Source organism: Haemophilus sp. THUN1691 (genome assembly GCF_059704425.1).
On sequence record NZ_AP046578.1, the window covers coordinates 309,015 to 332,930 of the forward strand.

The window sequence follows — 23,916 nt, forward strand, 5'->3', positions numbered from 1 at the left end:
TGGCTCTAGCCTAGAGATTATAACAATCCGCCTTGACCTAATGCTGGGTCAGTTTCACGTGCTTTTAATGCATCTTCAACTGTTAAGCCCAATGCTTTTGCAACGCCTTCACCATATGCAGGATCACACCAGTGACAGTTACGGATATGACGGTATTTGATGAACTCAGGTGCATCTCCCATTGCAGCCGCAGTATTGTTGAACAATGCTTGTTTTTGCTCTGGATTCATTAAGTTAAATAATGCACGCGGTTGGCTGAAGTAATCATTATCATCGTTACGATAATCCCAGTGTGCTGCATCTCCGTTGATACGAAGTGGTGGTTCAGCAAAGTCTGGTTGTTGTTGCCATTGGCTGAAGCTGTTTGGCTCGTAGTGCGGTAAGCTACCGTAGTTGCCATCTACACGGCCTTGGCCATCACGTTGGTTGCTATGAACAGGGCAACGTGGACGGTTTACTGGAATTTGACGGTAGTTCACACCTAAACGGTAACGTTGTGCATCCGCATAGTTGAATAAACGAGCTTGTAACATTTTATCTGGGCTTGCACCGATACCTGGAACTAAATTACTTGGTGCAAATGCAGATTGTTCTACATCAGCAAAGAAGTTTTCTGGGTTACGGTTAAGTTCAAATTCACCCACTTCAATTAACGGATAATCTTTTTTCGGCCATACTTTGGTTAAGTCGAATGGATGATAAGGTACTTTTTCCGCATCTGCTTCTGGCATAATTTGTACGAATAGCGTCCATTTCGGGAAGTCACCACGTTCAATTGCTTCATATAAATCACGTTGGTGACTTTCGCGGTCGTTTGCAATCACTGCTGCCGCTTCCGCATCAGTTAAGTTTTTGATGCCTTGTTGTGTATGGAAATGGAATTTTACCCAGAAACGCTCGCCCGCTTCGTTCCAGAAACTGTAAGTATGTGAACCATAACCATGCATATGACGATAGCTTGCAGGAATACCACGATCACTCATTACAACGGTTACTTGGTGTAATGCTTCTGGTAATAATGTCCAGAAATCCCAGTTGTTTGTTGCCGAACGCATATTAGTGCGAGGATCACGTTTTACCGCTTTATTTAAATCTGGGAATTTACGTGGATCACGTAAGAAGAACACTGGGGTATTGTTACCCACTAAGTCCCAGTTACCTTCTTCGGTATAGAATTTTAATGCGAAACCACGAATATCACGTTCCGCATCAGCTGCACCACGTTCACCTGCAACAGTGGTAAAGCGTGCGAACATTTCTGTTTTTTTACCCACTTCACTAAAAATTTTTGCGCGAGTATATTTAGTAATATCGTGTGTAACAGTAAAGGTACCAAATGCACCAGAACCTTTTGCGTGCATACGACGCTCAGGAATGACTTCACGCACGAAATCGGCTAATTTTTCGTTAAGCCATAAATCTTGTGAAAGTAATGGACCACGCGGACCAGCTGTTAAACTGTTTTGATTGTCTGCAACAGGGGCGCCATTTCCCATAGTTAGGTTAGTAGACGATAAATGCGAAAAAGGGCATTGAGAACTCATTATTAACTCCTTGTATGTATGAAATAAGTAGGGTTGAAATAAATTTCGTGAACATCATACAAAAAGGTTTTAACGATTGAAATCTATTAAATCAATCAAAAAAAACTATGCAAGGTGACAGGGTTTTGAGATTAGATGTATTTTTATTGGTTTTATTATGCAACAAAAAAGCCTTGAAATTTAAAATTCCAAGGCTTTCTTATAAACTGGTGATAATCTTCACTTAAATTAACATTGTAATAAATTGATTTATAATAACTTTATTCCTGCGATATGTGTTCAGTGTTACTATTGGTGTTACTAAAAAACAAAATGGTAAATAATCTATAATACTCAAAGCATTGATACTTTGCTCTTTAACCCAATTATAGCATGATGAGAGAAAAATATCTAAATAGGTAAAATATAGCACCGTATGCCTGTTTTTTAATCAAAATTTTTTAAAAATTTCCTCAATGAAAACATTAGTTAAATATGAGGATGAATTAGCTCACTCTTCCATACTATAAAGCGAAATATTTACTTAAAAAAATACTTGCTGGCAACCAGAAAGAGGTATAGGATGGTTACATTAAATTTTAGTTAGAGCAAAAAATAAGGATTTCTTATTAATATATGAAATGGAGGCTATACGCCTTATCAAAAAGTGATGATATAGATCACTTTTTTTAAACGAAACAATATAAGGGTATTACTAGCTAAATAGTAATACCCTTTTTATATAAGAGGACTTTACCATGGATAGAATAATCAGGGTAAAAGAATTTTTAACTATATTAGGAGTATCTAAAAGTACATTCTATATTTGGCAGGATAAAAACTCTGCTTATTATAAACCTAATTTTCCTAAAAAAGTTAGCCTAGGTGCTAACTCCGTAGGCTACTTTGAATCAGATATAAATAAATACTTAAACGAAATTAAAAAAACAAATGAGGTGTGCTATGGTTAAAATAGTAGATGATAAGATTTTTTCAATTATTAATAGAAAATTGCCATTAGAGAAAGGTTTTAAGAGATTAACTAGTAATGCTAGAAATGTCTTATACACACTAATCATAAAAAGTAAAAATAAAGAAATAATGATAACTACTTTCAACTCAGAATCTGTTTTTAACTTAAAAAGAGATTTATTTATTAAAGCTCTAAATGAGTTAATAAAGGTAGATTATTTAAAAAAAACTGAAGTAGATAATATCTATATATTAAAAATTTAAATCAAAGCCACTATTTAGTGGCTTTTTATAGAGGCAAATTATGAATAATAAAAATGTAAATTTTCCAGATGAGTGGAATGGATGGAGATTAAAAAATAATGAGATTGATTACAATATAGATGATAATAACTATATACTTTCTAGATATAACTATTTACGTGATTCAATCGACGATAGCAGTTACAAACTTAAGGATAGTATAGATAGTTATTCAAATAGGCAAATCCTAGCTTGGGGTTGCGGCTCAGGGAAAACCACAAATTTAAAGGTTCTTTGTGCTAATACTGATAAGTCTACTTTGATTATTGTAAAAACAAATGAAGAAATTAAAAGGCTTGTATTTGATGTTAAAGTATTAAATCCTAAACAGTCTATTTGTGGAATTTATAAAGGAAGCGATACATTAACAGAATTAGAATGTAATATTTATGCTTTGTCAAAATATAGAATAGTAGTAACTAATAACTGGAGGGCTTTATATGAATCAAACAATATATTCATTAACTATGATGATCCCATAAAGAAAGAGATAACAAAGAGAGAATTAGTTATCTTTGATGAATTCCAGACCCCTTATATGGATATAGTAGTAAAACATGAGAAATTATTAGTAGAACTTTGTAAGAGAGAGTTGATATACGGAAAAGAGATAAGGCTAAACAAGGAGACAATTAAGAATATAATAAATTTTGACAAAAATATATTTAAGGAATTATTTAATAATTTACCTGATATAAAAAATGAAAAACTATATCATGAAAGAGTTAGCTGGCTATTCAATAAACTTATAGTATCTTTAGGAGATCTATCTAATACAGATATATCATCAGACATTACTATACATCAAGATATTAATGATTTCATAGATAATAATACAAAATTAATTATTTTAGATGCTACAGCAGACTTTTTATTTGAAGGTAGTAATAATTGGAATATCGAAAAGTACAATCAAAGTAAGGTATTTATCAATGATAATATCTATTATGATACGTTGTTATCAATGCGAAGGACAAGAAAAAGTGAAAATAAACATAAGGAAGATCTTATTTCAGATATAAAAAAACTAGAAAGATACATTTCTACTATCAATAGTAATAAACATCTTATCGTAACGTGGAAAAACACAGACCACATAGAAAATTTAACTAGCTTCATAAAAGAAAACATCAGTAAAGACTTAAAAAACAAATGTGAGGTAATTCATTATAATTCAGGGAAATGTAGAGCCACCAATGAATTTATTGATTGTGATTCAATTATCTTTTTTGGCGAATGGTTTAATAATGCATTTCATGCAGAAAGACTTTCTGAAGTATTAAATACTAAAATAGAATCTAAAGATCTAGTAAAATCAGAAATAGTTCAAGCAATTTTTAGAACTCAAGCAAGAATAGGAAAGCCAATATCTATAGCATTTTTCTACAATTATAATGAGAAATTATTAGATAGATACGATCCATTTGAAGAAAGTATTAATAGTATATTGAATATAGAAGATAGTGATTTTAAAAGAATGGCTACAATGAGAAGAATCTTAAATATAATGGAAACTGAATTGAATAAGAATACACTAAAAAAAGTCAAAAATTTCATTTGTAAAATGAATATTTTAGATTTACAAAATGAAATTATGGAAATTAAAACTAGCCTTAAAGAATTAAATGATATTGTTGATCATAAATTTAAATCTAGGAGAGATGTTATACCACTTCAAAATGCTCTTATGAAATACCTTAATATACATTTAACTTTATAAAATAAAAGCCTAATAGGGAGCTAATCTATTAGGCTTTATTTTTTATTGAATAGTTACATAAAAATCTTTTCCATTATCACTACTTTCAATTTTATAACGTACAGGTGCTTTTATACCACTGTTATATTGATTTCTATAAGCTTCTATTGCTTGTTCATGTTCTCTAACCATTTTATCTAACTGTTCTTTAGTTTCAGATAAATATTTATCCCTTTCTTGTTGATAATAAATTTTTACTCTATTAATATCTTGAGGGTAAGATTCTTCTAAAATACTAAGATTATCTTCAATATTCTTAACCTTATCATCCCTTTCTTGATTGAATCTATTTTTATGATGATTGTAATTATTAGAAAGTTCATTTTTGTTACGTTCTAAAGATTCAGATACTTCTTTATCACTTGCTCCTGCTCTTTTATAGTTTTTAGCATCTAATTCGATTTGGCTAGACATTCTTTTATAATGATTTTCATTTTCTAGTAATTTTTGTTCTGAATCAGAAATAGCTTTATTTTTATCTGAAGAAAGACTGTTCTTTTTACTAGAATATTCATTTTCTAATTCAGATATCTGTTCTTTTTCTCTTTTATCCATTTTTAATGAAAATTCATTAAATGCATTTTTTAGCATTATTTCTGTTTTTTCATATTCAGCTTGTTGCTCATTTCTTATATCATTTAGAACAGATTGAATATCTTGCTCACTTATCTTTCCTTCCAAATTAGCTACACATAGATAGTTATCTAACTCTTTATCATGCTTATTTGTTCTAATATCATTTAGCTTAAAAGAAATCTTATCATAAACTCTTGACCAAGAAGATAAATTTGGATTGCTTAATCTTAATTCTTCTTTCATAAGATCAAAAATGATTTTTTGAGCATCGCTACTAGAACAATTTGGAGTCTCTTGTTTACAAGCACTAATTATAAATGCAGATAATAATAGTGGAATACTATATACTTTTTTCATATTTAACACCTTTTATTAAAATAATTATTAATTAATATAATCAGAGGGTTCAAATCCTCTATCTTGTAATTCATTAAACATTAACTTATCTAAAATTGGAAGGATCAAATTATAATAAATTTCTCGTTTAGACCATAATGGATCTTGCTGATATTGCTCTGAGATTTTAATAGCATTAAACATAATTACTACAACTAGTTGAGCTATCCATTTATTTTTTACTCCATGCTGCTCTAAATATTTGAATGCTTTGTCCCCATTTGAAACATAACCTGTATTTGTTAGAGTAACTAACACATTTCCATTTACTAATTGTTCTCTATAAATCAGTTTAGCTAATTCATATAATCTTACAATATTTGCACCTTTAGTAAGGTAATCTGACTGCTCAAATAAAGCGGAATCTTGAGCCATATTCCCAGTAGTTTGCATCTCAATACTTGAACTATTTTCTTCACTCGATGAATAACTTGCTTGATTAAAACATTTTTCTTCTTCAACCTTACTTAAATTAGAAGCTATGCATTCTTGAGTAGTATAACCATCATATTTATTTTCTGCATATGCATGGTTAAAAAATAAGAAAGGAATAAATATAGACAAAATAGTCTTAGGAATATTAAAATCTTTCATTTTTTCTCCCAAAATTAGATAATATTAATTTGATAAAATTTAAGTAGTTCTACCTATATGAAGAAAAACACTTGATTTTGCATGAAGTTATGCTAATTTTCAGCATTCTATTTTATAATTTGTTGCATTCCACCAACAAATAGGGTATAAGCGAGCCACTTTTTGTTGGTGGAGTAAAAGGTTTTTTTATGAGTGTAAATGACAAAATTAGAACAATTAGAGAAACAAGAAATTGGTCTCAAGAAGATATGGCTGAGAAAATGAACATGTCTAAGAACGGCTATGCAAAAATTGAACGTGGAGAAACTAAGCTCAATCTTCATAAATTGGAGCAAATTGCCAATATCTTTAATATTGATGTTTTAGAACTAATCAAAAATGATGATAAGAATGTATTGTTCTTTATGAATGATCATAATACTAACTACTACGGTTCAAATGAGAATTTGACATCAGAAATTGATCTATTAAAGCTAACTATTTCACATAAAGATGAGCTATTGAAACAAAGAGATCTAGTGATTGAACAAAAAGATAGCGAGATTTCAGCATTGAAAGAGATTATTTCTTTGCTTAAATCAAAATAGACACTATCTATAATATACTTATTTTATCTAATTTATTTAAGTATCAAAAAACGCTGTATAACCTATCTAAATCACTGCTAGCAGCATTATTTCTGACAAGATGAGTTACCCTACGAGTTTTTTTATCTTTGCTGCTATAAGCGTCTTTAGCATTATATTGACTATATATTCTATATCCGAGATATTTCCTATTTTTAAGAGCCCATCTTATTAGAACTCTATTTAATTAATAAAAATTATAGATCAAGGGCTGATGATGAGAATCATCAGCCTTAGACCTTTATATAGATCTAAAATAATGATCATCTTCAAAAACTCAATTAAGAGATCTTTATATAGTAAAAGCTACAATTTATGTTTGTAGCTTTTACATAGGTAAGTAATCATATCTATTAAATATAGATAGATATTCATAAAGTGAGTTTTCTTTTTAACTAATTTATAAATATATTTAGTTGTTTTTTTTATTATTAATAGAGGCAGGTCAAAAAAAAACAACTCCGTTTAATGACAATTTCTCCTAAGAAATTTAATATTGAGAACATTTCTCAATGTGATCTCCCCATATTTGCATAATATCCCTTCTTTGCGCTAAATAATTAGCATGATTATAGGCTAAGCTAACTTGGCTTCCTGTTTTATGTGCTAGACAAGCTTCAGCATGCTCATGTTGAACTCCTTGTTCTGCTAAAAAAGTTCTAGCCAATCCCCTTAATCCGTGTGCAGTCTGTTTATCTTTGTAACCCATCCTTTTTAGTGCCATATTAACAGTAGATGAACTCATTGCTTTCTTCAAATTACTTCTATGAGTAAACAAATATTTATTATGACCCGTTATTGGTCTTAGCTGTTCTATCAAAGCCATTACTTGAGATGATAATGGTACTGTATGTGGAAACCTCACTTTCATTCTTTCAGCAGGAATAGTCCATTCTTTTTTATCAAAATCAAATTCACTCCATGAAGCATTACTTGCTTCATTAGGTCTAACCATGGTTAATAATTGAAATAAGATTAATAATTGAGTTTTCTTTTCAATCTTAGCACTATGTATTGATTTTATAAGGTTAGGAATTTCTTCAATAGTTATTCTAGGGTTATTTCTTTGACGAACAGACTTGAATGTAGAGCTAATTTTTAGGCAAGTATTACTTTCAATTAACCCACTATTAACCGCAAAATTTAAGATTTCATTTAGATGACCGCATAGTCTATTAACCATATCTGGAGATCCATTTTCCTCCACTTTCTTTAACATTGGGACTACTAAAGAAGGCTTAATTTCTTTAATAGAATATCGACCTATCAAAGGAAAAAGATGAAGCTCTAAGTTTCGCCAATATTTATTGATCGTTTTCTCTTCAACTTCTGAACTTTTTTTCTCTTTCCAACGTTCTGCAACTTTCTCAAAAGAACTTTGAGTATCCATAAGCCGCTTTCTTTCTAGTTCTTCTCTATGTTTTTTAGGATCAATTTGTTGAGCTAATAATTTACGACAATCATCTCTTAACATTCTAGCTTCAGCTAAGCTAACTATCGGATATGTACCTAGCCCTAAATTAGTCCTTGTACCAAGAATAGGTCGTATATAGTTAAATAGCCATAATTTAGAGCCGTTAGGCTTAATTCTTAGTAAAAGCCCATGACCATCGCATAAGATATACTCTTTTTCTTTTGGTTTAGCTTTTTTTATCTCCGTATCTGTTAAGGGAGCAGCTCTTCTTGCCATTAGATACCTCCAAAATGAAGTAACACTAAAATCTTAGAAATTTATTTTATAAATCATTAAGTTATAAGTGATTTAGTAACACTATATGAGTCTATCATACCATGGTGTTACTATTAGTGTTACTAAAATTTGTGGATTTGGTCAGTTTCTATCGGACTTGTTAGAACAACAAAAAAGCCTTGATGCATTATATATCAAGGCTTTATCGGACTATATCATACTATATAGAATTAGAATTTGGTGGAGATAATCGGGATCGAACCGACGACCTCTTGAATGCCATTCAAGCGCTCTCCCAACTGAGCTATATCCCCATAAAAGACAGCGACATGATAAAATTTGACTATGTGGCTGTCAATACGATTTTATTATGCGTTTGTTATCCGATTAAATATTAAGCGTTTTGTGCATGAATAAAATCAATAGCGCGCTGAATACGTGTAAGTACACGATCTCTGCCGATACCGACTAGGGTAACATCCATTGATGGAGATTGACCAGAACCTGTCACCGCGACACGTAATGGCATGCCAACTTTACCCATGCCCACTTCTAGTTCAGCAGCCGTTTGCTCAATCGCTTCGTGAGTAGAATGTAAATCCCAGCTAGAAAGTGCGGTTAATTTTTCTTTCACCTTTGCAAGCGCTTCAGCAGCATTGCCTTTGAAATGTTTTTTCGCTGCAGCTTCATCAAAGGTTTCAAACTCTTCAAAGAAGTAGCGGCTTGAGCTAGCCATTTCTTTTAGGGTTTTGCAACGTTCCGCAAGCATGGTGACTATTTCAGTTAATGCAGGACCATTGGTTGTATCAATGCCTTGATCTTTATAATGCCATTCAAGGTGTGTAGCCACATATTCTGGCGGTAATTCACGGATATAATGTTGATTCAACCATTGTAATTTTTCGGTATTAAATGCGCTAGCTGATTTGCTAACGTGATCTAATTCGAAATAGTTGATCATTTCTTCGCGACTAAAAATTTCTTGGTCGCCATGTCCCCAGCCTAAACGCACAAGATAGTTGATTAAAGCTTCTGGTAAGTAACCATCATCACGATATTGCATTACGCTCACTGCACCATGTCGTTTAGATAATTTTTGACCATCATCTCCATTAATCATGGAAACATGCGCATAGGTTGGAATTGGTGCACCAATTGCTTTTAAAATGTTAATTTGACGTGGCGTGTTGTTGATATGATCTTCGCCACGTACCACATGAGTGATGCCCATGTCCCAGTCATCCACGACTACGCAGAAGTTATAAGTTGGTGAACCGTCTGTGCGACGAATAATAAGATCATCAAGCTCACTGTTGCTGATTTCAATACGGCCACGTACGGCATCATCAAATACTACCGAGCCTTCAGTTGGATTTTTAAAACGTACAACGTGGGGTTCATCAAGTGAATGGTTGTGATCGTGTAAGCAGTGACGGTCATAACGTGGTTTTTCTTTATTTTGTTCTTGAGTATGACGAAGTTCTTCTAAGCGATCTTTAGTACAGTAACAACGATATGCTAAGCCTTGTTCAATCATTTCATCGATCACTTGGTTGTAACGATCAAAGCGTTTAGTTTGGTAATAAGGACCATGCTCCCACGGAAGATTTAACCATTCCATTCCTTCAATAATAGCAGCCGTTGCTTCTGGTGTTGAACGCTCTAAATCAGTGTCTTCAATTCGTAATACAAATTCGCCGTTATTATGTTTCGCATATAACCAAGAATAAAGTGCGGTACGTGCGCCACCTACATGTAAATAACCTGTAGGACTAGGAGCAAAACGAGTACGCACTTTTACATTTGGATCTAAATCAAAAGGAGCATCTAGTTTCATTTTTATAACCTATCTTCCAATAAAATATTAGTCGTTATTCTACTACGACTTGTTTTACTTCTAAATAAAAAAGCGGATTTTATGCTTATTTTTACGACAATTAAACAAAATTTAATAAAAAGGTATTGACTGAAAATGCATTCTCCCTATAATGCCAACCCACAACATTAAGGGCGATTAGCTCAGTTGGGAGAGCACCTCCCTTACAAGGAGGGGGTCACTGGTTCGAGACCGGTATCGCCCACCACTTCTCTAAAAAGTGTTCTTAATGTTACTAAGTTTGACCTAGCGGGCGATTAGCTCAGTTGGGAGAGCACCTCCCTTACAAGGAGGGGGTCACTGGTTCGAGACCGGTATCGCCCACCACTTTTCTAAAGTGTCCTTTCCGCTCAAACTTTCCCTTTACATTTAAACGCTTTCTAGTGGGCGATTAGCTCAGTTGGGAGAGCACCTCCCTTACAAGGAGGGGGTCACTGGTTCGAGACCGGTATCGCCCACCACTTAAAAGTGTTTAAATAAACCGAAAATTTAGGGTTTTACCTTAATATTATCGGGCGATTAGCTCAGTTGGGAGAGCACCTCCCTTACAAGGAGGGGGTCACTGGTTCGAGACCGGTATCGCCCACCACTTTATTTTCAAATTATCCAAATAATTTTCTTTTACCGTTCAATCTATTACGTTTACGTGATAAAGTGCGCAGACATTGTCATGTCTCATTTTAGTCTGTTATGCATCATAGGGAAAATTCATGATCGCTTATATTTTCTTAGCTTTATTCACGATTGCGGCAGTAATTTTTATTGTAAACTCCCATTATCGTTGGACTTATTTCTTTGCTATTACGCTTTTTACTTTTTTATTTGGCAGCATGCTTATGGTTTCCAGCCAATGGCAACGTGCTTTAAATTTTTCATCTGTGCTTTTTGTGGTGCTGATGTTGTTTCACCGTTTAAAAATTCATTATTACAAACAGCCTTTGCTAATTTCAGATTTCTTTCTTGTGGTAGATTGGCGAAATTGGGAAACCTTAATTCATTATAAAGGTGCGTTATTTGGCGTTATTGGACTACTTGCGTTATTAGGTTATGCGATTTTTGGTTTTAATGATGTAGAGTCTTTAGGGGGATTAGGTAATACCATTGGGGCGTTATTATTTATCGTTAGCTTTAGCTTGATGTGGCATTATTCTAAAAAGCCAAGTGCGGTGCAAGTTTGGTTAGATTCTTTGCCTGATGATGGTCGTGATGTATTTTTAAATTTACCAATGTCTTGCCGCGGTATTTTTTTCAAAGTGCCAAATTTTGAAGGTAATAGCCAAAATTTTATTGAAAAAATGACCGCACTTTCATCTGATACAAACAACCTATCTGAAACAAAACCCGATATTGTAGTGACATTAATGGAATCTACGCTGAACCCTCATCAATTTGCTTTTAGTCAGCAATCTATTCCACCACTTTCCATGTTTGAACCCCAAAATGATACGGTATTTGCTTCACCGTTGCGTGTACATACTTTTGCTGGCGCAACGTGGAAATCAGAATTTGCTTTTTTAGCTGGTGTGCCTTCGACTGATTTTGGCGCGTTAGCAAGTGGCGTTTTTTATTCTGTTGTGCCGCATTTACAATCAGGTTTAGTGAAAAATCTAAAAGCACAAGGATATTTTTGTGTTGCCTTATCTCCTTTTACAAAAGGTAATTACAATGCGAAATCCGCTTATGATCATTTCGGTTTTGATTTGATGTTACAGCCGCAAGATCTTGGTTATCCTGCGCCTATCAGTAAAAATCTTTGGGATATTAGTAGTGAAGAAATGATGAAGTACACCCGAATGATTTTGGAAAAACAGCATCCAGCGTTAGAAAATGTAGATCAGCCGATGTTTGTTTATGTGTTGACTATGCGAGAACATGGTCCATATGAATTGGGCATGGAAAATACATTTAATCTTCAAATGCCTAATTTAGGGGCTAAAAGTATTTCTGCATTGAATGACTATACTCAACGTATTGTCGCATTGAATGATGCGATTGAAGGAATGAATAACTATTTACATGAACGTAAAAAGCCTTTTGTTCTAGGTTATTTCGGTGATCACCAAGTGGCATTTGATAATGTTATCCCTCCGAAGAAAGGGGATTATGCACAGCCTGATTATGTGACCCAATTTGTTGTAAGAAGTAATTGTGCGAGTCAATTTAAGCAAGAGCAACGTTTTTTAGATCTCGCTTTTGCTGGAGGCGTCTTGATGAATGTAGCTGGATTATCAGCAGAAGATGAATTTATGAAAGCGAATATAGCAATGTGTAAATTAAGTCACGGAAAATTGGAAGATTCTTCTAATCCTGAATTCGTGAACGACTATCGTCATTATCTCTATCAAACCTTAAAAATTGCAAAATAGCTAAATAAAAGGCTAATGTTGATCTATCCCTAAAATAAAGGACTAAGCTCTTTAATCTTCATAGCTTAGTCCTTAATTTAATAGTCTAACTTTTTAGAAGTCAGAGCATATATAACATCCTCTTATTATCACATGTAAAAGTGATTAAAAACGAATTTCAACAGAGCCTGCAAAATTACGGCCAGGGGCATAAAAACGCTCTAATCCTTTTCCTTCTGTATCTACAGAGTCAGTTGTACTGATTTTATTAATACCGCGTAAAGTATCCCAAGTATGGTATTTACGATTAAGCATATTATAAACGCCAGCGCCTTATTTTATATATCGTACGTTAATTTAGTATAGCAAATAAAATAGTGAGGAGCTTTCCCTATGAGTAAAATCAAACTTTCAATCATTGCACTTTCTTGTGCTCTCGCATTAAGTGCTTGTTCTTCTAGTTCAAAAGGTGGTTCAGATAATTCGGATCAAATTCGTCAAACAGAGAATGAATTAAATCAAAGAATTTCTGCTGCTAATAAGAAAGCTGAAGAGGCGGTTAAGAAGGCTGAAACCGCAATTAATACAGCAAAGGCAAACGGTCAGCAAACTGAAGAAGAGAAAAAAGCGGCTGAAGCAGAGAAAAAAGCCGCTGAAGAGGCTCTAAAAGCTGCCGAAGAGAGATTAAAAAAACTTGAAAATTTACAAGCTGATGAAAAAGCCCGTATTCCTCTAAGTGATAAAGTTTTCGGTGGTATTAGTGGGGAAATGAAAGATACTATTTCTGGTGGTACAATAAATCTTGAGAAAAATGAGTTAAATTCTGCATTAACAAATGACATTCGTGATCTAGCAATTAGAGATAAAGACGGTAGATTTGTGTATGTGCCTGTTGTTAGAAGAGCTAATATAGATCCAGATGGCTGGGACGATGAATACCGTGACCCATATCATATGGTAAAAGAGGGGCAGAGTATTTTAAGTAATTCTGATTTTCAGTCTAGTGCATTTGGTACATATTTTCATAATTTAACTGATAATCAATATTTCTACGCTCAAGGAAATCCAACAGCACTAGCACAAATCCCGACAGCAGGCAAAGTAGAGTACGATGGCGGTGCTGCTTATAAGAAAGATGGGGATGATAGTCAAAGAACTGGAATGACTGCTACAGCAGATTTTGCTAACAAAGTTATTGATATTAATATCAAAGAAAAACCTAATTTCGTACCAGAAATGAACTTTGGTGGTAAAATCACTGGAAACAGTTTTGCGGGTGAAGTGAATGGTATTAAAACTCAAGGCGGTTTCTTCGGTGAAAATGCCCAAGAAATGACAGGTTTATTTACTAATGAAGCAGATAAATCCCGTGGTGCATTTCGTGGGATTAAAAAATAACAGCCATTAATTTATAAATCATAAAAAGGAAATATAACCTTGCCCCAACAAGGTTATATCCATTCAATTCAAGGATTAGGTTTTATAGTTTACAAATCTAATCCTTTTTGTTTAACTAAAATAACAAAGCACGGGCGTTAAGTCCGTGCTTTAAACTTATCTTAAAATCAACCGCACTTTATTCTACGGTAACAGACTTCGCTAAGTTACGAGGTTGATCTACGTCAGTACCTTTAATTAAAGCCACATGATAAGAAAGCAACTGCATTGGGATTGTATAAAAAATCGGTGCAACGATATCATTGACTTTTGGCATCGTGATGATTTTCATTCCTTCACTTGGTGTAAAGCCCGCTTCTTTATCGGCAAATACATATAATTGGCCACCACGAGCACGAACCTCTTCAATATTCGATTTTACTTTCTCTAATAATTCATTATTTGGCGCCACAACAATTACCGGCATATCGGCATCAATCAACGCTAATGGACCATGTTTTAATTCTCCCGCCGCATACGCTTCCGCATGAATATAAGAAATCTCTTTCAATTTCAAAGAGGCCTCTACTGCTATTGGATAAAATGCTCCACGACCTAAGAAAAGCGCATGATGTTTTTCAGCAAAATCCTCAGCTAATGCTTCAATTTCTGTATCAAAAGCTAACGCTTTTTCAATTTCTGCAGGTAAAGATTGCATTGCTTTGATAATCTCATGCTCTTTTTCTGCAGAAATATGACCTTTAACTTTACCAAGTGCCGTCACCAACATTAATAACGCCGCGAGCTGTGTCGTAAATGCTTTTGTTGATGCTACCCCAACTTCAACACCAGCGCGAGTCATAAATGCAAGATCTGATTCGCGAACTAGTGAAGATCCAGCAACATTACAAATTGTTAATGCTGCCATGTAGCCCTTTTCTTTCGCTAAACGAAGTGCGGCTAAAGTATCGGCTGTTTCGCCAGATTGAGAAAGTGTAATCAATAAGCTATTTGGACGGGTAACAAATTTGCGATAACGAAACTCTGATGCAATTTCAACATCACAGCTCACTCCAGCCAAAGATTCAAACCAATAACGCGCCACCATACCTGCATTATAAGATGTGCCACAAGCAACAATTTGAATATGCTCAACTTTTTCTAAAATGCCTTTTGCACCATTACCGATTGAATCGACGATCACATTTTCATGATTGATACGCCCTTCCATTGTATTGATAAGTGCGGTTGGCTGTTCGTAAATTTCTTTCTGCATAAAATGACGGAATTTACCTTTCTCTGCTGCGTCATTTTCAAGATTAGATTCGTGAACTTCGCGATCAACTTTATTTCCGTAAGTATCATAAATATCAACTGTACGACGTGTAATTTCTGCAATATCCCCTTCTTCTAAAAAGATAAAACGGCGGGTAACACTTAAAAGTGCAAGTTGATCTGAAGCTAAGAAATTTTCACCAATACCCAAGCCAATCACTAGCGGACTACCAGAACGAGCTGCGACTAAATGTTCAGGATGACGGCTGTCCATTACCACCATACCATATGCGCCAGTGAGTTGTTTTACTGTTTTTTTCACAGCGTCTAAAAGTGAATCCGTGCTACGCATTTCCCATTCAACCAGATGAGCAATCACTTCAGTGTCTGTTTGCGATAAAAATACATAACCACGAGATTTTAATAATTCTCGAAGTTCTTCATGATTTTCAATAATACCGTTATGTACTACGGCAAAAGTGCCTGACGCATGGGGGTGCGCATTGGTTTCTGATGGTTCACCATGCGTCGCCCAACGCGTATGCGCAATCCCTATACCACCAATCAATGGTTTCTCCGATACTGCCTCATCTAAAGCTTTAACTTTACCTAAGCAACGCACGCGTTGTAATTCATGATGTTCATTTACCACTGCAACGCCTGCAGAATCATAACCACGATATTCCAAACGATGTAAACCATTAATTAAGATTTCCGCTACATCACGTTGCGCTACCGCGCCGACAATACCACACATAAGCTTTCCTTATTGTTAATTAAATAAAAAATACGTCTACTTTTTTAACCGCACTTTATACGCAAATTACTTCTACGCCATGAGCTAAAATGGCTTGTTTATCTTGTTCTGACAATCCTGTATCAGTAATAAGCACATCAATTTGTTGCCAAGTTAATTCTAAATTTGGCATTTTCCGACCAATTTTCTGAGATTCTACCATCACAACAACTTCGCGAGAAACTTCCGCCATCACCTGGCTTAATCCTACAAGTTCATTAAAAGTCGTAGAACCTCGCGCTAAATCAATGCCATCGGCACCAATAAAAAGTTGGTCGAAATCGTAAGAACGTAGCACCTGTTCAGCTACTTTTCCTTGAAACGATTCCGAACGAGTATCCCAAGTTCCACCAGTCATCAGCAACGTTGGCTCATTTTCTAATGCTCTCAATTCTGTTGCCACCGAAAGTGAGTTCGTCATGACCACTAAGCCTTGTTTTAAATTAAGTTGTTTAATCAAAGCCGCCGTAGTACTTCCGCTATCTACGATAATACGGTTATGATCACGAATACGTTCGGCGGCGGCTTTCGCTATGACAAACTTTCGTTTCGTAAGTTCATCATTTTCGTTTTCATCAATAATTTCTTTCGGCATTAAAATTGCGCCACCGTATTTACGCAATAAAAAACCATTTGTTTCTAGCGCACTTAAGTCTTTACGAATAGTCACTTCAGATATATCAAAAAGCTGCACGAGCTGTTCTACACTCACCTCTCCCTGTTCTTGCAAAAGTTGCATAATTGTATGGCGACGTTGTTTAGTATTACGAGGCTGGCTACTTTTTTTCATAAAGCTATCCTTAAATGCAATAAATTTCGGTTCGAAAGTTTATTTAAAGAAGATTGTTTTGTAAAGTAAATTTTAGGTAACAAAAAACCCTGCTTATTGGCAGGGTTTAAAATCATTCAAATATTAATTATTTGATTGCATCTTTTAATGCTTTACCCGATACAAATGCTGGTACTTTAGATGCTGCGATTTGGATTTCAGCACCAGTTTGAGGATTACGACCAGTACGCGCAGCACGTTCATTTACTTTAAATGTACCGAAACCGATTAATTGTACAGGTTCACCTTTTTTTAGGCTTGCAGTAATCGCGTCTAAAGTAGCTTCTAATGCAGCTTTAGCTTGTTTCTTGTTTAATTCTGCAGCACTTGCAATTGCATCAATTAAATCTGTTTTGTTCATAAATTTGTACCTTCTGTTAAATAAAAATTTGACTCTTTAAAATACGCCAGCGGACCAGCCGCAAAAGCTGTGCAAAGGATAATCTAACTTTCTCTTAATTAAAAGAAAGATTTATAAAATTTGTGACGAATATCACGTTATTGATGAAATTCTATACCAATATTAGATATCCCCTCGGCTCGGATCTCATTTTTTAAATCTAAAATTAATTCAATATCACGTTTTTCACATTCTTTAAGTAAACGATAAATCTGCCATTGCACATCGAGTTCCGCTTGAATATCTTCACTTTCTTTAAGTTCACTTTCCGACCAATCTCGCTCCGTTTCAGTCTCCAATAAACTCGTTACCGTTCCTAAAGAAATTAAGCTAATTTCCACTGCTCTTTCTAATGTTTCACCCGCGATAATAGCATGTAAAATTTCAGCTAAAGCCTGACAAGCATCTAACGCTGGCACAACACCAAAACTCTCGTAATCATTCACATCAGGAATAATCGTTTCCAATTTATCTAACTGATTTTCAAAGTTGATCTTCGCATCTTTAACCGTTAAATATTCCCACACCAAATTAAGAATATTTTGATACGTTTTGGTTTCAGCGCTAAGCTCGTTCATTTGACAGAACAATTTGAAATTTGGTGCCATACGTTCACATAAAGCAGCCATAAAAGTAAGATGTTGCCAACTTTCTAAGTTTTCTAAACGTTTATGAATCGGGTTTCGCATCTTATTTCCTTAATTCGTAAGAGTTGGAATATTTATGAATCGCATTTATGTTCCGCTTTACAGAGTTCAAGCGTCACATAAATTAATTTGCGAGCGATAGTACCTGTTGGCGGTAATTCAGGCAAGGGTTGATCATAAGAAAACCACTGCGCATCATGAATTTCATTTTCCTGCAAAGTAATTTCACCGCTCTCATAATCAGCCAGAAAACCGACCATTTGAGAATTCGGAAATGCCCAAGGTTGGCTACCAAAATAACGAATATTTTTTATCAAAATCCCTGTTTCCTCAAAAACCTCTCTACGCACCGCTTGTTCAAATGTTTCACCAACCTCTACAAAGCCTGCAAGAGTGGTATACATTCCTCCATTCGGGTGATAATGACGTTTGTGATTAGCAAGCAATATTTCTTTGCCACGTCGAACCGCAACAATAATGGACGGGCAAATTACAGGATAAGTTCGATACCCGCAGTGAGTGCATTGCACGGCAAGCTCTTCTTGAATTTGTAGTGTTTTATGACCGCACTTTCCACAAAATTTATGGGTTTTCAGGAAATGATTAATTTCCACACCTCGGCTTAATACATGGAATTCATCCTCTGGCAGAGAAAGTAATCCACGCAAACTTACATATTCTCGTTCATCACTTTCTTGCTCAGCCACAAGCCACAACGGATGATTTTTCCATTCACCGATTTGCATTGCCTGCAATCCTTCGATTCCAAGGGTTTTAGCCGTACCACAAGGCAACTCATTATTCAGCAAATAAAGGTTCGAACCTTGAGTAAGCAACCAATAACCAAAATCATCTGGATGAAGTGTTTTCATTTTTTACTCCATAAAAATAACCGCACTTTAAAAAGTGCGGTTATTATAAATCTTCTTTTTACCACTCACTAATAATAAGAGTGCTCTCCACGCTGATGTTCGGTTACATCTTTTGCACCTTTTAATTCATTCGGGAATAGGCTAATAAGTTGTTTTTCTACGCCATCTTTTAACGTAACATCCACCATTGAGCAACCATTACAGCCACCACCAAATTGTAAAACTGCATAACCATCTTCAGTAATTTCAATTAAGGTGATACGTCCACCATGACTTGCAAGCTGTGGATTAATTTGAGTTTGAATTACATATTCAACACGTTCAATTAATGGCGCATCATCAGCCACCTTACGCATTTTGGCATTCGGTGCTTTTAAGGTCAGTTGCGCACCAAGCTCTTCGGTAACATAATCAATTTCGGCTTCTTCTAAGAAAGGCAAGCTGACCTCATCAATAAATGCAGAAAAAGTGTCGTATTTCATTTCAAAATCACTTTCTTCCACGGCATTAGGTGGGCAATAAGACACGCCACATTCCGCATTAGGCGTGCCAGGATTAACTACGAAAATACGAATATTCGTTCCTTCTTCTTGGGTATCTAAAAGTTTTCGAAAATGCGCTTGTGCGGCATCAGAAATAGCGATTTGCTGAGTTGCTTGTTCCATAATAATGTCCTAAATACTTGAGAGAAAGTATCAGGAATAATACGCCCATCACGCTTTTTTTTCCAGTGCTTTATATTAAGCTCGCGCCAACCCCCACACTTGGATCTCCTCCACGCCCAATTTTCGCAACAATTTTGAGATTTCATTGAGTGTAGAACCAGTAGTAATTACATCATCCACCAACGCAACACGACGATAGGCAAATTCATTTTTCGAAACAGTAAGAGAAAAGGCATTTTTTAAATTCTGACGACGATCTTTCGCACTCAAACCACGTTGAGTATGGGTGTGTCTCACGCGTTTTACGATATTATTCAAATTAGGAATATCCAGCCAACGACTTAATTGCCGAGATAATAAATCTGCCTGATTATACCCCCGTTGCCATTGGCGAAAATGATATAAAGGCACTGGAATGATTGCTTCTGGCAATTTAAGCTGATGTGTTCGTTTAGCATCACGCACCGCAAGATATAAAAGCCGAGCCAAAGTGCGGTCAATCCAAAATTGATTTTGAAATTTAAAACGGTGAATCAATATAGAAAGTGGCTCAACATAATGCCCAATAATGACCATCTTATCCCAACTAGGTTCTTGTTTAAGACAATTACCACAATGTAGCGCATAATATTGCAATTCCGCACCACAATGGCCACAATAAGGAAAAGATTTAATTTGTTTTTGGCAACATGAACATAGCCCATTTTTTGCGATATGAAGATTGCCACGACAGTGGATACAGCGAAAATTAAAAAAATTCATCGTCTAAAAAAGTTATTTTTTGCCCGCACTTTTTTGTTTCAACGCATCTAACGTTTCTCCAGCTTTTAAAATATGCGGCGTCACGAAAATCACGAGCTCACGTTTTTGATGTCGTTCACTTTCTTTACTAAACAATCGTTTAATGCCAGGTATATCGCCAAGTACTGGTACTTTATCTTCGCTTTTTGTGATCGTATCGTGGAACACACCGCCAAGTACAATGGTTTCCCCATCTTTGGCAAAAACCTGAGTATTAATTTCTTGCTTATCAATAGAAACCACCTCGTTTTGTCCATAAGCGACACGAGAACCTGGTGAATTTTGGCTCACTAATAAATCAAGCAAAATATTGTTATCTTTAGAAATATGTGGCGTTACTTCCAAACCTAGCACCGCTTCGCGAAATTCGACAGATTGCGTATCGTTACGAGTATTACTCACAACATAAGGAATTTCTGTACCCTGTTTAATGCTCGCACTTTTCTTATTCGTAGTGAGTAAGCGAGGACTTGCGATAATTTCCACATTATTTTCACGCTCTAAAGCGCTCAATTCTAAATCGAGCAATCGCCCATTAATTTTCGCGACTTGTAATGCTATTGATCCAGCAGGTGTCGTCGTTGTCGCAAAATTCACATTAAGATTATCCGTAATATTTTCAAAGCCATTGCCGGCTAAGCTACCCGCTACACGCCCCGCATTTTCCGTTAGATTAAAAATCCCCCACCGAACACCAAGTTCTTTCAAACTCTCATCCGTAATTGTCACAATACGTGCTTCAATAGCGATCTGCTCAATAGGTTTATCCATTTCAGAAATTAGTTTTTTTATGTTTTGCACTGAACGAGGCTCATCCTGAATAACCAGTAAATTACTGCGATCATCAAAGGTAATGCTCCCAGCAGGAGAAAGCAAAGAGCCACTTCCTGTCGTTAAGGATTTCATTAATTCAGAGGCTTTAGCAAAATGGAGTTTTACCGTGTGACTCACTAAGTGCGGTTCATTTGTAGTAAGATTTCCTGCAACTTGACCTTTGCTTGATTGCCCTCCATTCAGATAGTAAATACCCTCATCTTTATTCAAAGTAAGCTTCTTACTTTTAGCTACTATTTGTAGCAAACGGGGCATATCAATATTATCTAATTTCAAAGAAATATTGCCTTCTAACGTCTCATCCATCACTAAATTGACATCATGTTGAAAAGCTAATTGCTCCAGTGTTTGGGCTAAAGGCGCTTGAGATAAACGAATAAAAAAACGTTCGTTATCTTTTTTAGGATTAGCAAAAACGATTAATGGCAAACAAAAACACACTAAAAAATAACCGCACTTTAAAAGACATTTCTTCATAATCTTCCTTTAAAAACTTAATTCTTTCTGTTCGGTGCTATCACATTGCTCACCGAGCTTACGCATAAATTGCACTTTATTTTGATGAATTTTTTCCACTAGATAGCCCTCTTTAGCCACATCAACGCCCTCTAAAACGCTGTAAATTTGCAAATTCTGATCCAGCAATAACGCCAAGGCTTTATCTTTAGAAATCACTACACCCACCAATTTTAAAGCGTTCAAAGGAATCTCAGCCGCTTGGCGATTTTCATCCGCTCCACATAGATTATTAGGTACATCTGAGGAAATTATTTCTGTCTGCTCGAGTACTGGTTGTGCGTTATCAAACTGAGAACTGTTACGCTGTGTTTTATCGAAAGGATCTTGTCCCCAACTACAATTCATAAAAAATAATATAATCAGGAAAAACCAATGTTTCATTTTGTCTCCTTATCTAGCTGAAAAATGATCTCGGTTTGCAATGGGCTGTCTTCGGGTTTCATAAATTGCAACCGGCTTACAAAAAGCTGTGACGTATTAGCCAAAAGTGCGGTTAAAAATGTCTTCGTTTTTTCAAAATGACCTACAAGCTGTAAATGCAAAATAGGCTGTTGCCCCATTTCCCAACGTAAATTCTGAGATAAACCGTTACGCGCAGCTAAACGTTGAATTTGTTTATTCAAAGGCATAATTTGTGCAGCCAGTTCTGGAGAAAGTTTTCGACTTTCCGACTGCTGCTGTAAAGAAGTTAAAATTTTCTGTTGATGCAACAATTCTGAACGTTTCACCGCTAACTCATTTTCAATTTCATGGAAACGTGAGCTCCCCTCTATATAATCTAAAACGGGGCGAAAAATCACCGCACTTAATAACAATAAAAAAGTTAAACCGTGCACATAAAAAGGCTGACTCAGCCATTTTCCAAAAGGACTAAAAGGATCGTTAAAAAAGGCTTTCACTTTTCCTCCCCTTGTTCCACATTAAAGCGAAAAAACAATGTATGTTGTTCAGGCTGAACTTGACTTAATTTCACATTGGGGAAATGTTGCTTTAAAAATTGATGTACCGACTCAAATTCCATCTGGTCTTGCGCTCGACCTTCCAAACTTAAGTTATGGGCATCTTGTTTAAATCGGTTTAATTCGCCTGTCTGAAGAGGCAATTCACTTAATCGTTGCAAACTATTTTGAACTTGCTCATTCGTGAGAGGTTGTAAAACTTCACCAACTTTCACCGCACTACGTAACTGATCAATTTGCATGGTAGTTTTATGAAGCTGTTGATTAAGTTGTTCAAACGACTTTTGCTGTGCCTGCAAATTTTGTTTCTGTTGTTCAATCAAATTACTAAAAGCCAACATTAAATTGATAGCAAGCAAGATAAATAAAGCGATATAAAAAGCTAAACGACGTAAGCGCTTTTGATGTTGATAAATACGCCAAGGCAATAAATTCATTGACATTTAGCTACTCACTTTTTGTTGATGTAAATCTTTTTGCCATAGTGCGTTACCAAGTGCGATAAAAGGTAAATCCATTTCTATTCGATGCCAGTGTTCTGGTAATAGCGTATAACTTGAAGGAATTTGATAAACAAAAACTTGTTCAAATTGCCCCTCAAAACGTTCGGTAAATTGCTCATAAAGTGCGATCAAATTTTCGTGAGATTGTAAAATTTGCGATTGCTGCGCTCTTTCACAAATCGCCAAACAATAGTCATCTTCTTGAAATAAAAATAAGGTATTTTCTGACCGCACTTGTTCATTCAACAAATACTGAAATGCACGCAAGATGCTATGAGGAACAACATCTAACACATTAATTTTAAATGGTTGAAAATTTTGCAAATAAGTTTGAGCACTCACCTCTCGAATTGCTGTAATCTCTAAACGAAAACCTTGCTTTAAGGGAGTAGAAATATAATCAAACCACAATTCCTCTAAAGGAATGGGCAACTCTTTCTCAATCACAAATTTACATTGTTGATGACATTCTTGTGCATTTAACACTTGTGGCAACATTAATACTTTCGACCAAGTCAAGTGAGCAGAAATACTTGCCACAAACCGCAAAGAAAAGGTTTTCCCTTGAAATTGTGTTTTTAAATATCGCAAAAAACGATTTTTTAAATCGCTATCATTGATAGAGGCTTGATAACATTGTGGCTGTTCAAGTTCATCAAGCCACACAAAATCAAAATTACCTTGTTTACGGTGAATACCAATTTGTAAAGTGCGGTGATTTTTCCGGGAGAATTGCATATTCTTTCCTATTCTTTAAAGGCTGAATCTTTTATACTTAG

General features: G+C 35.2%; 24 protein-coding genes and 5 tRNA genes. 10 read left to right on the forward strand and 19 right to left on the reverse strand.

Translation table 11 applies throughout. From position 1 onward, the window contains the following. Positions 1-17 precede the first annotated feature (17 nt). Complete coding sequence (locus tag AC6H0J_RS01500) at positions 18-1,544, reverse strand: catalase (protein ID WP_497512722.1); 1,527 nt, start codon at positions 1,542-1,544, stop codon at positions 18-20. Positions 1,545-2,281: 737 nt separating this feature from the next. Here AC6H0J_RS01500 and AC6H0J_RS01505 point away from each other — a divergent pair. From AC6H0J_RS01505 to AC6H0J_RS01515, 3 genes are read left to right on the forward strand one after another with little or no spacing between them, the layout of a single operon-like run. Next, positions 2,282-2,494, forward strand: coding sequence for a helix-turn-helix transcriptional regulator (locus AC6H0J_RS01505; RefSeq protein WP_048953513.1), 213 nt, complete (start codon positions 2,282-2,284; stop codon positions 2,492-2,494). Further along, entirely contained in the window at positions 2,487-2,759 is a 273-nt protein-coding gene (locus AC6H0J_RS01510; protein WP_048953516.1) for a hypothetical protein, read from the forward strand. The genes AC6H0J_RS01505 and AC6H0J_RS01510 overlap by 8 nt, the downstream gene beginning before the upstream one ends. Before the next feature lie 40 nt (positions 2,760-2,799). Further along, positions 2,800-4,518 (forward strand): YonV C-terminus-related protein, encoded by a 1,719-nt coding sequence (locus AC6H0J_RS01515; protein ID WP_497512723.1) that lies wholly within the window; start codon positions 2,800-2,802, stop codon positions 4,516-4,518. A gap of 42 nt (positions 4,519-4,560) precedes the next feature. Here the strand turns inward: AC6H0J_RS01515 and AC6H0J_RS01520 are convergent, their stop codons facing one another. Both AC6H0J_RS01520 and AC6H0J_RS01525 read right to left on the reverse strand, forming a co-directional pair. Further along, on the reverse strand, positions 4,561-5,490 hold the full coding sequence (locus AC6H0J_RS01520; protein WP_497512724.1) for a hypothetical protein: 930 nt from the start codon (positions 5,488-5,490) through the stop codon (positions 4,561-4,563). A 27-nt stretch (positions 5,491-5,517) separates the two neighbouring features. Beyond that, a complete protein-coding gene (locus AC6H0J_RS01525) occupies positions 5,518-6,123 on the reverse strand; it encodes a hypothetical protein (protein ID WP_497512725.1) in 606 nt (201 codons plus the stop codon). Positions 6,124-6,311: 188 nt separating this feature from the next. On the opposite strand from AC6H0J_RS01525, the gene AC6H0J_RS01530 reads away from it, so the two are divergent. Further along, entirely contained in the window at positions 6,312-6,710 is a 399-nt protein-coding gene (locus AC6H0J_RS01530) for a helix-turn-helix domain-containing protein (protein WP_046949302.1), read from the forward strand. Positions 6,711-7,239: 529 nt separating this feature from the next. On the opposite strand, the gene AC6H0J_RS01535 is transcribed toward AC6H0J_RS01530, so the two are convergent. The 3 genes from AC6H0J_RS01535 to gltX form a co-directional block, all read right to left on the reverse strand. Beyond that, positions 7,240-8,439 carry a tyrosine-type recombinase/integrase gene (locus tag AC6H0J_RS01535; RefSeq protein ID WP_497512726.1) on the reverse strand — a complete coding sequence of 400 codons (1,200 nt, stop codon included), beginning with the start codon at positions 8,437-8,439 and terminating at the stop codon, positions 7,240-7,242. 238 nt (positions 8,440-8,677) lie between these two features. Beyond that, positions 8,678-8,753 (reverse strand) — tRNA-Ala (locus AC6H0J_RS01540). An 80-nt stretch (positions 8,754-8,833) separates the two neighbouring features. Further along, on the reverse strand, positions 8,834-10,276 hold the full coding sequence (gene gltX / locus AC6H0J_RS01545) for a glutamate--tRNA ligase (RefSeq protein ID WP_497512727.1): 1,443 nt from the start codon (positions 10,274-10,276) through the stop codon (positions 8,834-8,836). A gap of 171 nt (positions 10,277-10,447) precedes the next feature. Here gltX and AC6H0J_RS01550 point away from each other — a divergent pair. From AC6H0J_RS01550 to lpt6, 5 genes are all read left to right on the forward strand, one after another. Beyond that, positions 10,448-10,523: transfer RNA gene (locus AC6H0J_RS01550), tRNA-Val, on the forward strand. A 43-nt stretch (positions 10,524-10,566) separates the two neighbouring features. Beyond that, positions 10,567-10,642, forward strand: a tRNA-Val gene (locus AC6H0J_RS01555). Between the two features lie 58 nt (positions 10,643-10,700). Further along, a tRNA-Val gene (locus AC6H0J_RS01560) sits at positions 10,701-10,776 on the forward strand. Between the two features lie 52 nt (positions 10,777-10,828). Continuing rightward, positions 10,829-10,904: transfer RNA gene (locus AC6H0J_RS01565), tRNA-Val, on the forward strand. Positions 10,905-11,025: 121 nt separating this feature from the next. Continuing rightward, positions 11,026-12,681: a phosphoethanolamine transferase Lpt6 gene (lpt6, locus tag AC6H0J_RS01570; RefSeq protein ID WP_118817497.1), complete on the forward strand. Its 1,656-nt coding sequence runs from the start codon at positions 11,026-11,028 to the stop codon at positions 12,679-12,681. Between the two features lie 144 nt (positions 12,682-12,825). On the opposite strand, the gene AC6H0J_RS01575 is transcribed toward lpt6, so the two are convergent. Beyond that, a complete protein-coding gene (locus AC6H0J_RS01575) occupies positions 12,826-12,975 on the reverse strand; it encodes a hypothetical protein (protein ID WP_162790467.1) in 150 nt (49 codons plus the stop codon). Between the two features lie 78 nt (positions 12,976-13,053). On the opposite strand from AC6H0J_RS01575, the gene AC6H0J_RS01580 reads away from it, so the two are divergent. Continuing rightward, entirely contained in the window at positions 13,054-14,058 is a 1,005-nt protein-coding gene (locus AC6H0J_RS01580; RefSeq protein WP_497512728.1) for a transferrin-binding protein-like solute binding protein, read from the forward strand. Between the two features lie 178 nt (positions 14,059-14,236). Here the strand turns inward: AC6H0J_RS01580 and glmS are convergent, their stop codons facing one another. From glmS to AC6H0J_RS01640, 12 genes are all read right to left on the reverse strand, one after another. Then, positions 14,237-16,069, reverse strand: coding sequence for a glutamine--fructose-6-phosphate transaminase (isomerizing) (glmS, locus tag AC6H0J_RS01585; protein WP_497512729.1), 1,833 nt, complete (start codon positions 16,067-16,069; stop codon positions 14,237-14,239). A gap of 55 nt (positions 16,070-16,124) precedes the next feature. Next, positions 16,125-16,898, reverse strand: coding sequence for a DeoR/GlpR family DNA-binding transcription regulator (locus AC6H0J_RS01590; protein WP_005639139.1), 774 nt, complete (start codon positions 16,896-16,898; stop codon positions 16,125-16,127). Between the two features lie 127 nt (positions 16,899-17,025). Further along, positions 17,026-17,298 (reverse strand): HU family DNA-binding protein, encoded by a 273-nt coding sequence (locus AC6H0J_RS01595; RefSeq protein WP_005641275.1) that lies wholly within the window; start codon positions 17,296-17,298, stop codon positions 17,026-17,028. Between the two features lie 137 nt (positions 17,299-17,435). Continuing rightward, on the reverse strand, positions 17,436-18,026 hold the full coding sequence (locus AC6H0J_RS01600; protein WP_497512730.1) for a YjaG family protein: 591 nt from the start codon (positions 18,024-18,026) through the stop codon (positions 17,436-17,438). A 32-nt stretch (positions 18,027-18,058) separates the two neighbouring features. Continuing rightward, entirely contained in the window at positions 18,059-18,856 is a 798-nt protein-coding gene (gene nudC, locus AC6H0J_RS01605; RefSeq protein ID WP_497512731.1) for an NAD(+) diphosphatase, read from the reverse strand. 68 nt (positions 18,857-18,924) lie between these two features. Beyond that, the gene (gene nfuA / locus AC6H0J_RS01610) at positions 18,925-19,521 is read right to left on the reverse strand and encodes a Fe-S biogenesis protein NfuA (protein ID WP_497512732.1); all 597 of its coding nucleotides are present in this window, start codon (positions 19,519-19,521) and stop codon (positions 18,925-18,927) included. A gap of 75 nt (positions 19,522-19,596) precedes the next feature. Continuing rightward, positions 19,597-20,283 (reverse strand): ComF family protein, encoded by a 687-nt coding sequence (locus AC6H0J_RS01615; RefSeq protein WP_497512733.1) that lies wholly within the window; start codon positions 20,281-20,283, stop codon positions 19,597-19,599. A 12-nt stretch (positions 20,284-20,295) separates the two neighbouring features. Continuing rightward, positions 20,296-21,633 (reverse strand): type IV pilus secretin PilQ family protein, encoded by a 1,338-nt coding sequence (locus AC6H0J_RS01620; RefSeq protein ID WP_497512734.1) that lies wholly within the window; start codon positions 21,631-21,633, stop codon positions 20,296-20,298. Positions 21,634-21,642: 9 nt separating this feature from the next. Then, the gene (locus tag AC6H0J_RS01625; protein ID WP_118785463.1) at positions 21,643-22,056 is read right to left on the reverse strand and encodes a competence protein; all 414 of its coding nucleotides are present in this window, start codon (positions 22,054-22,056) and stop codon (positions 21,643-21,645) included. Further along, entirely contained in the window at positions 22,053-22,574 is a 522-nt protein-coding gene (comC, locus tag AC6H0J_RS01630) for a competence protein ComC (RefSeq protein ID WP_497512735.1), read from the reverse strand. The genes AC6H0J_RS01625 and comC overlap by 4 nt, the downstream gene beginning before the upstream one ends. Continuing rightward, positions 22,571-23,077, reverse strand: a complete 507-nt coding sequence (locus tag AC6H0J_RS01635) for a competence protein B (protein WP_497512736.1) — start codon at positions 23,075-23,077, stop codon at positions 22,571-22,573. Before AC6H0J_RS01635 ends, comC begins: the two co-directional genes overlap by 4 nt. Beyond that, positions 23,078-23,875: a competence protein ComA gene (locus AC6H0J_RS01640; RefSeq protein ID WP_497512737.1), complete on the reverse strand. Its 798-nt coding sequence runs from the start codon at positions 23,873-23,875 to the stop codon at positions 23,078-23,080. Between the last annotated feature and the right edge of the window lie 41 nt (positions 23,876-23,916).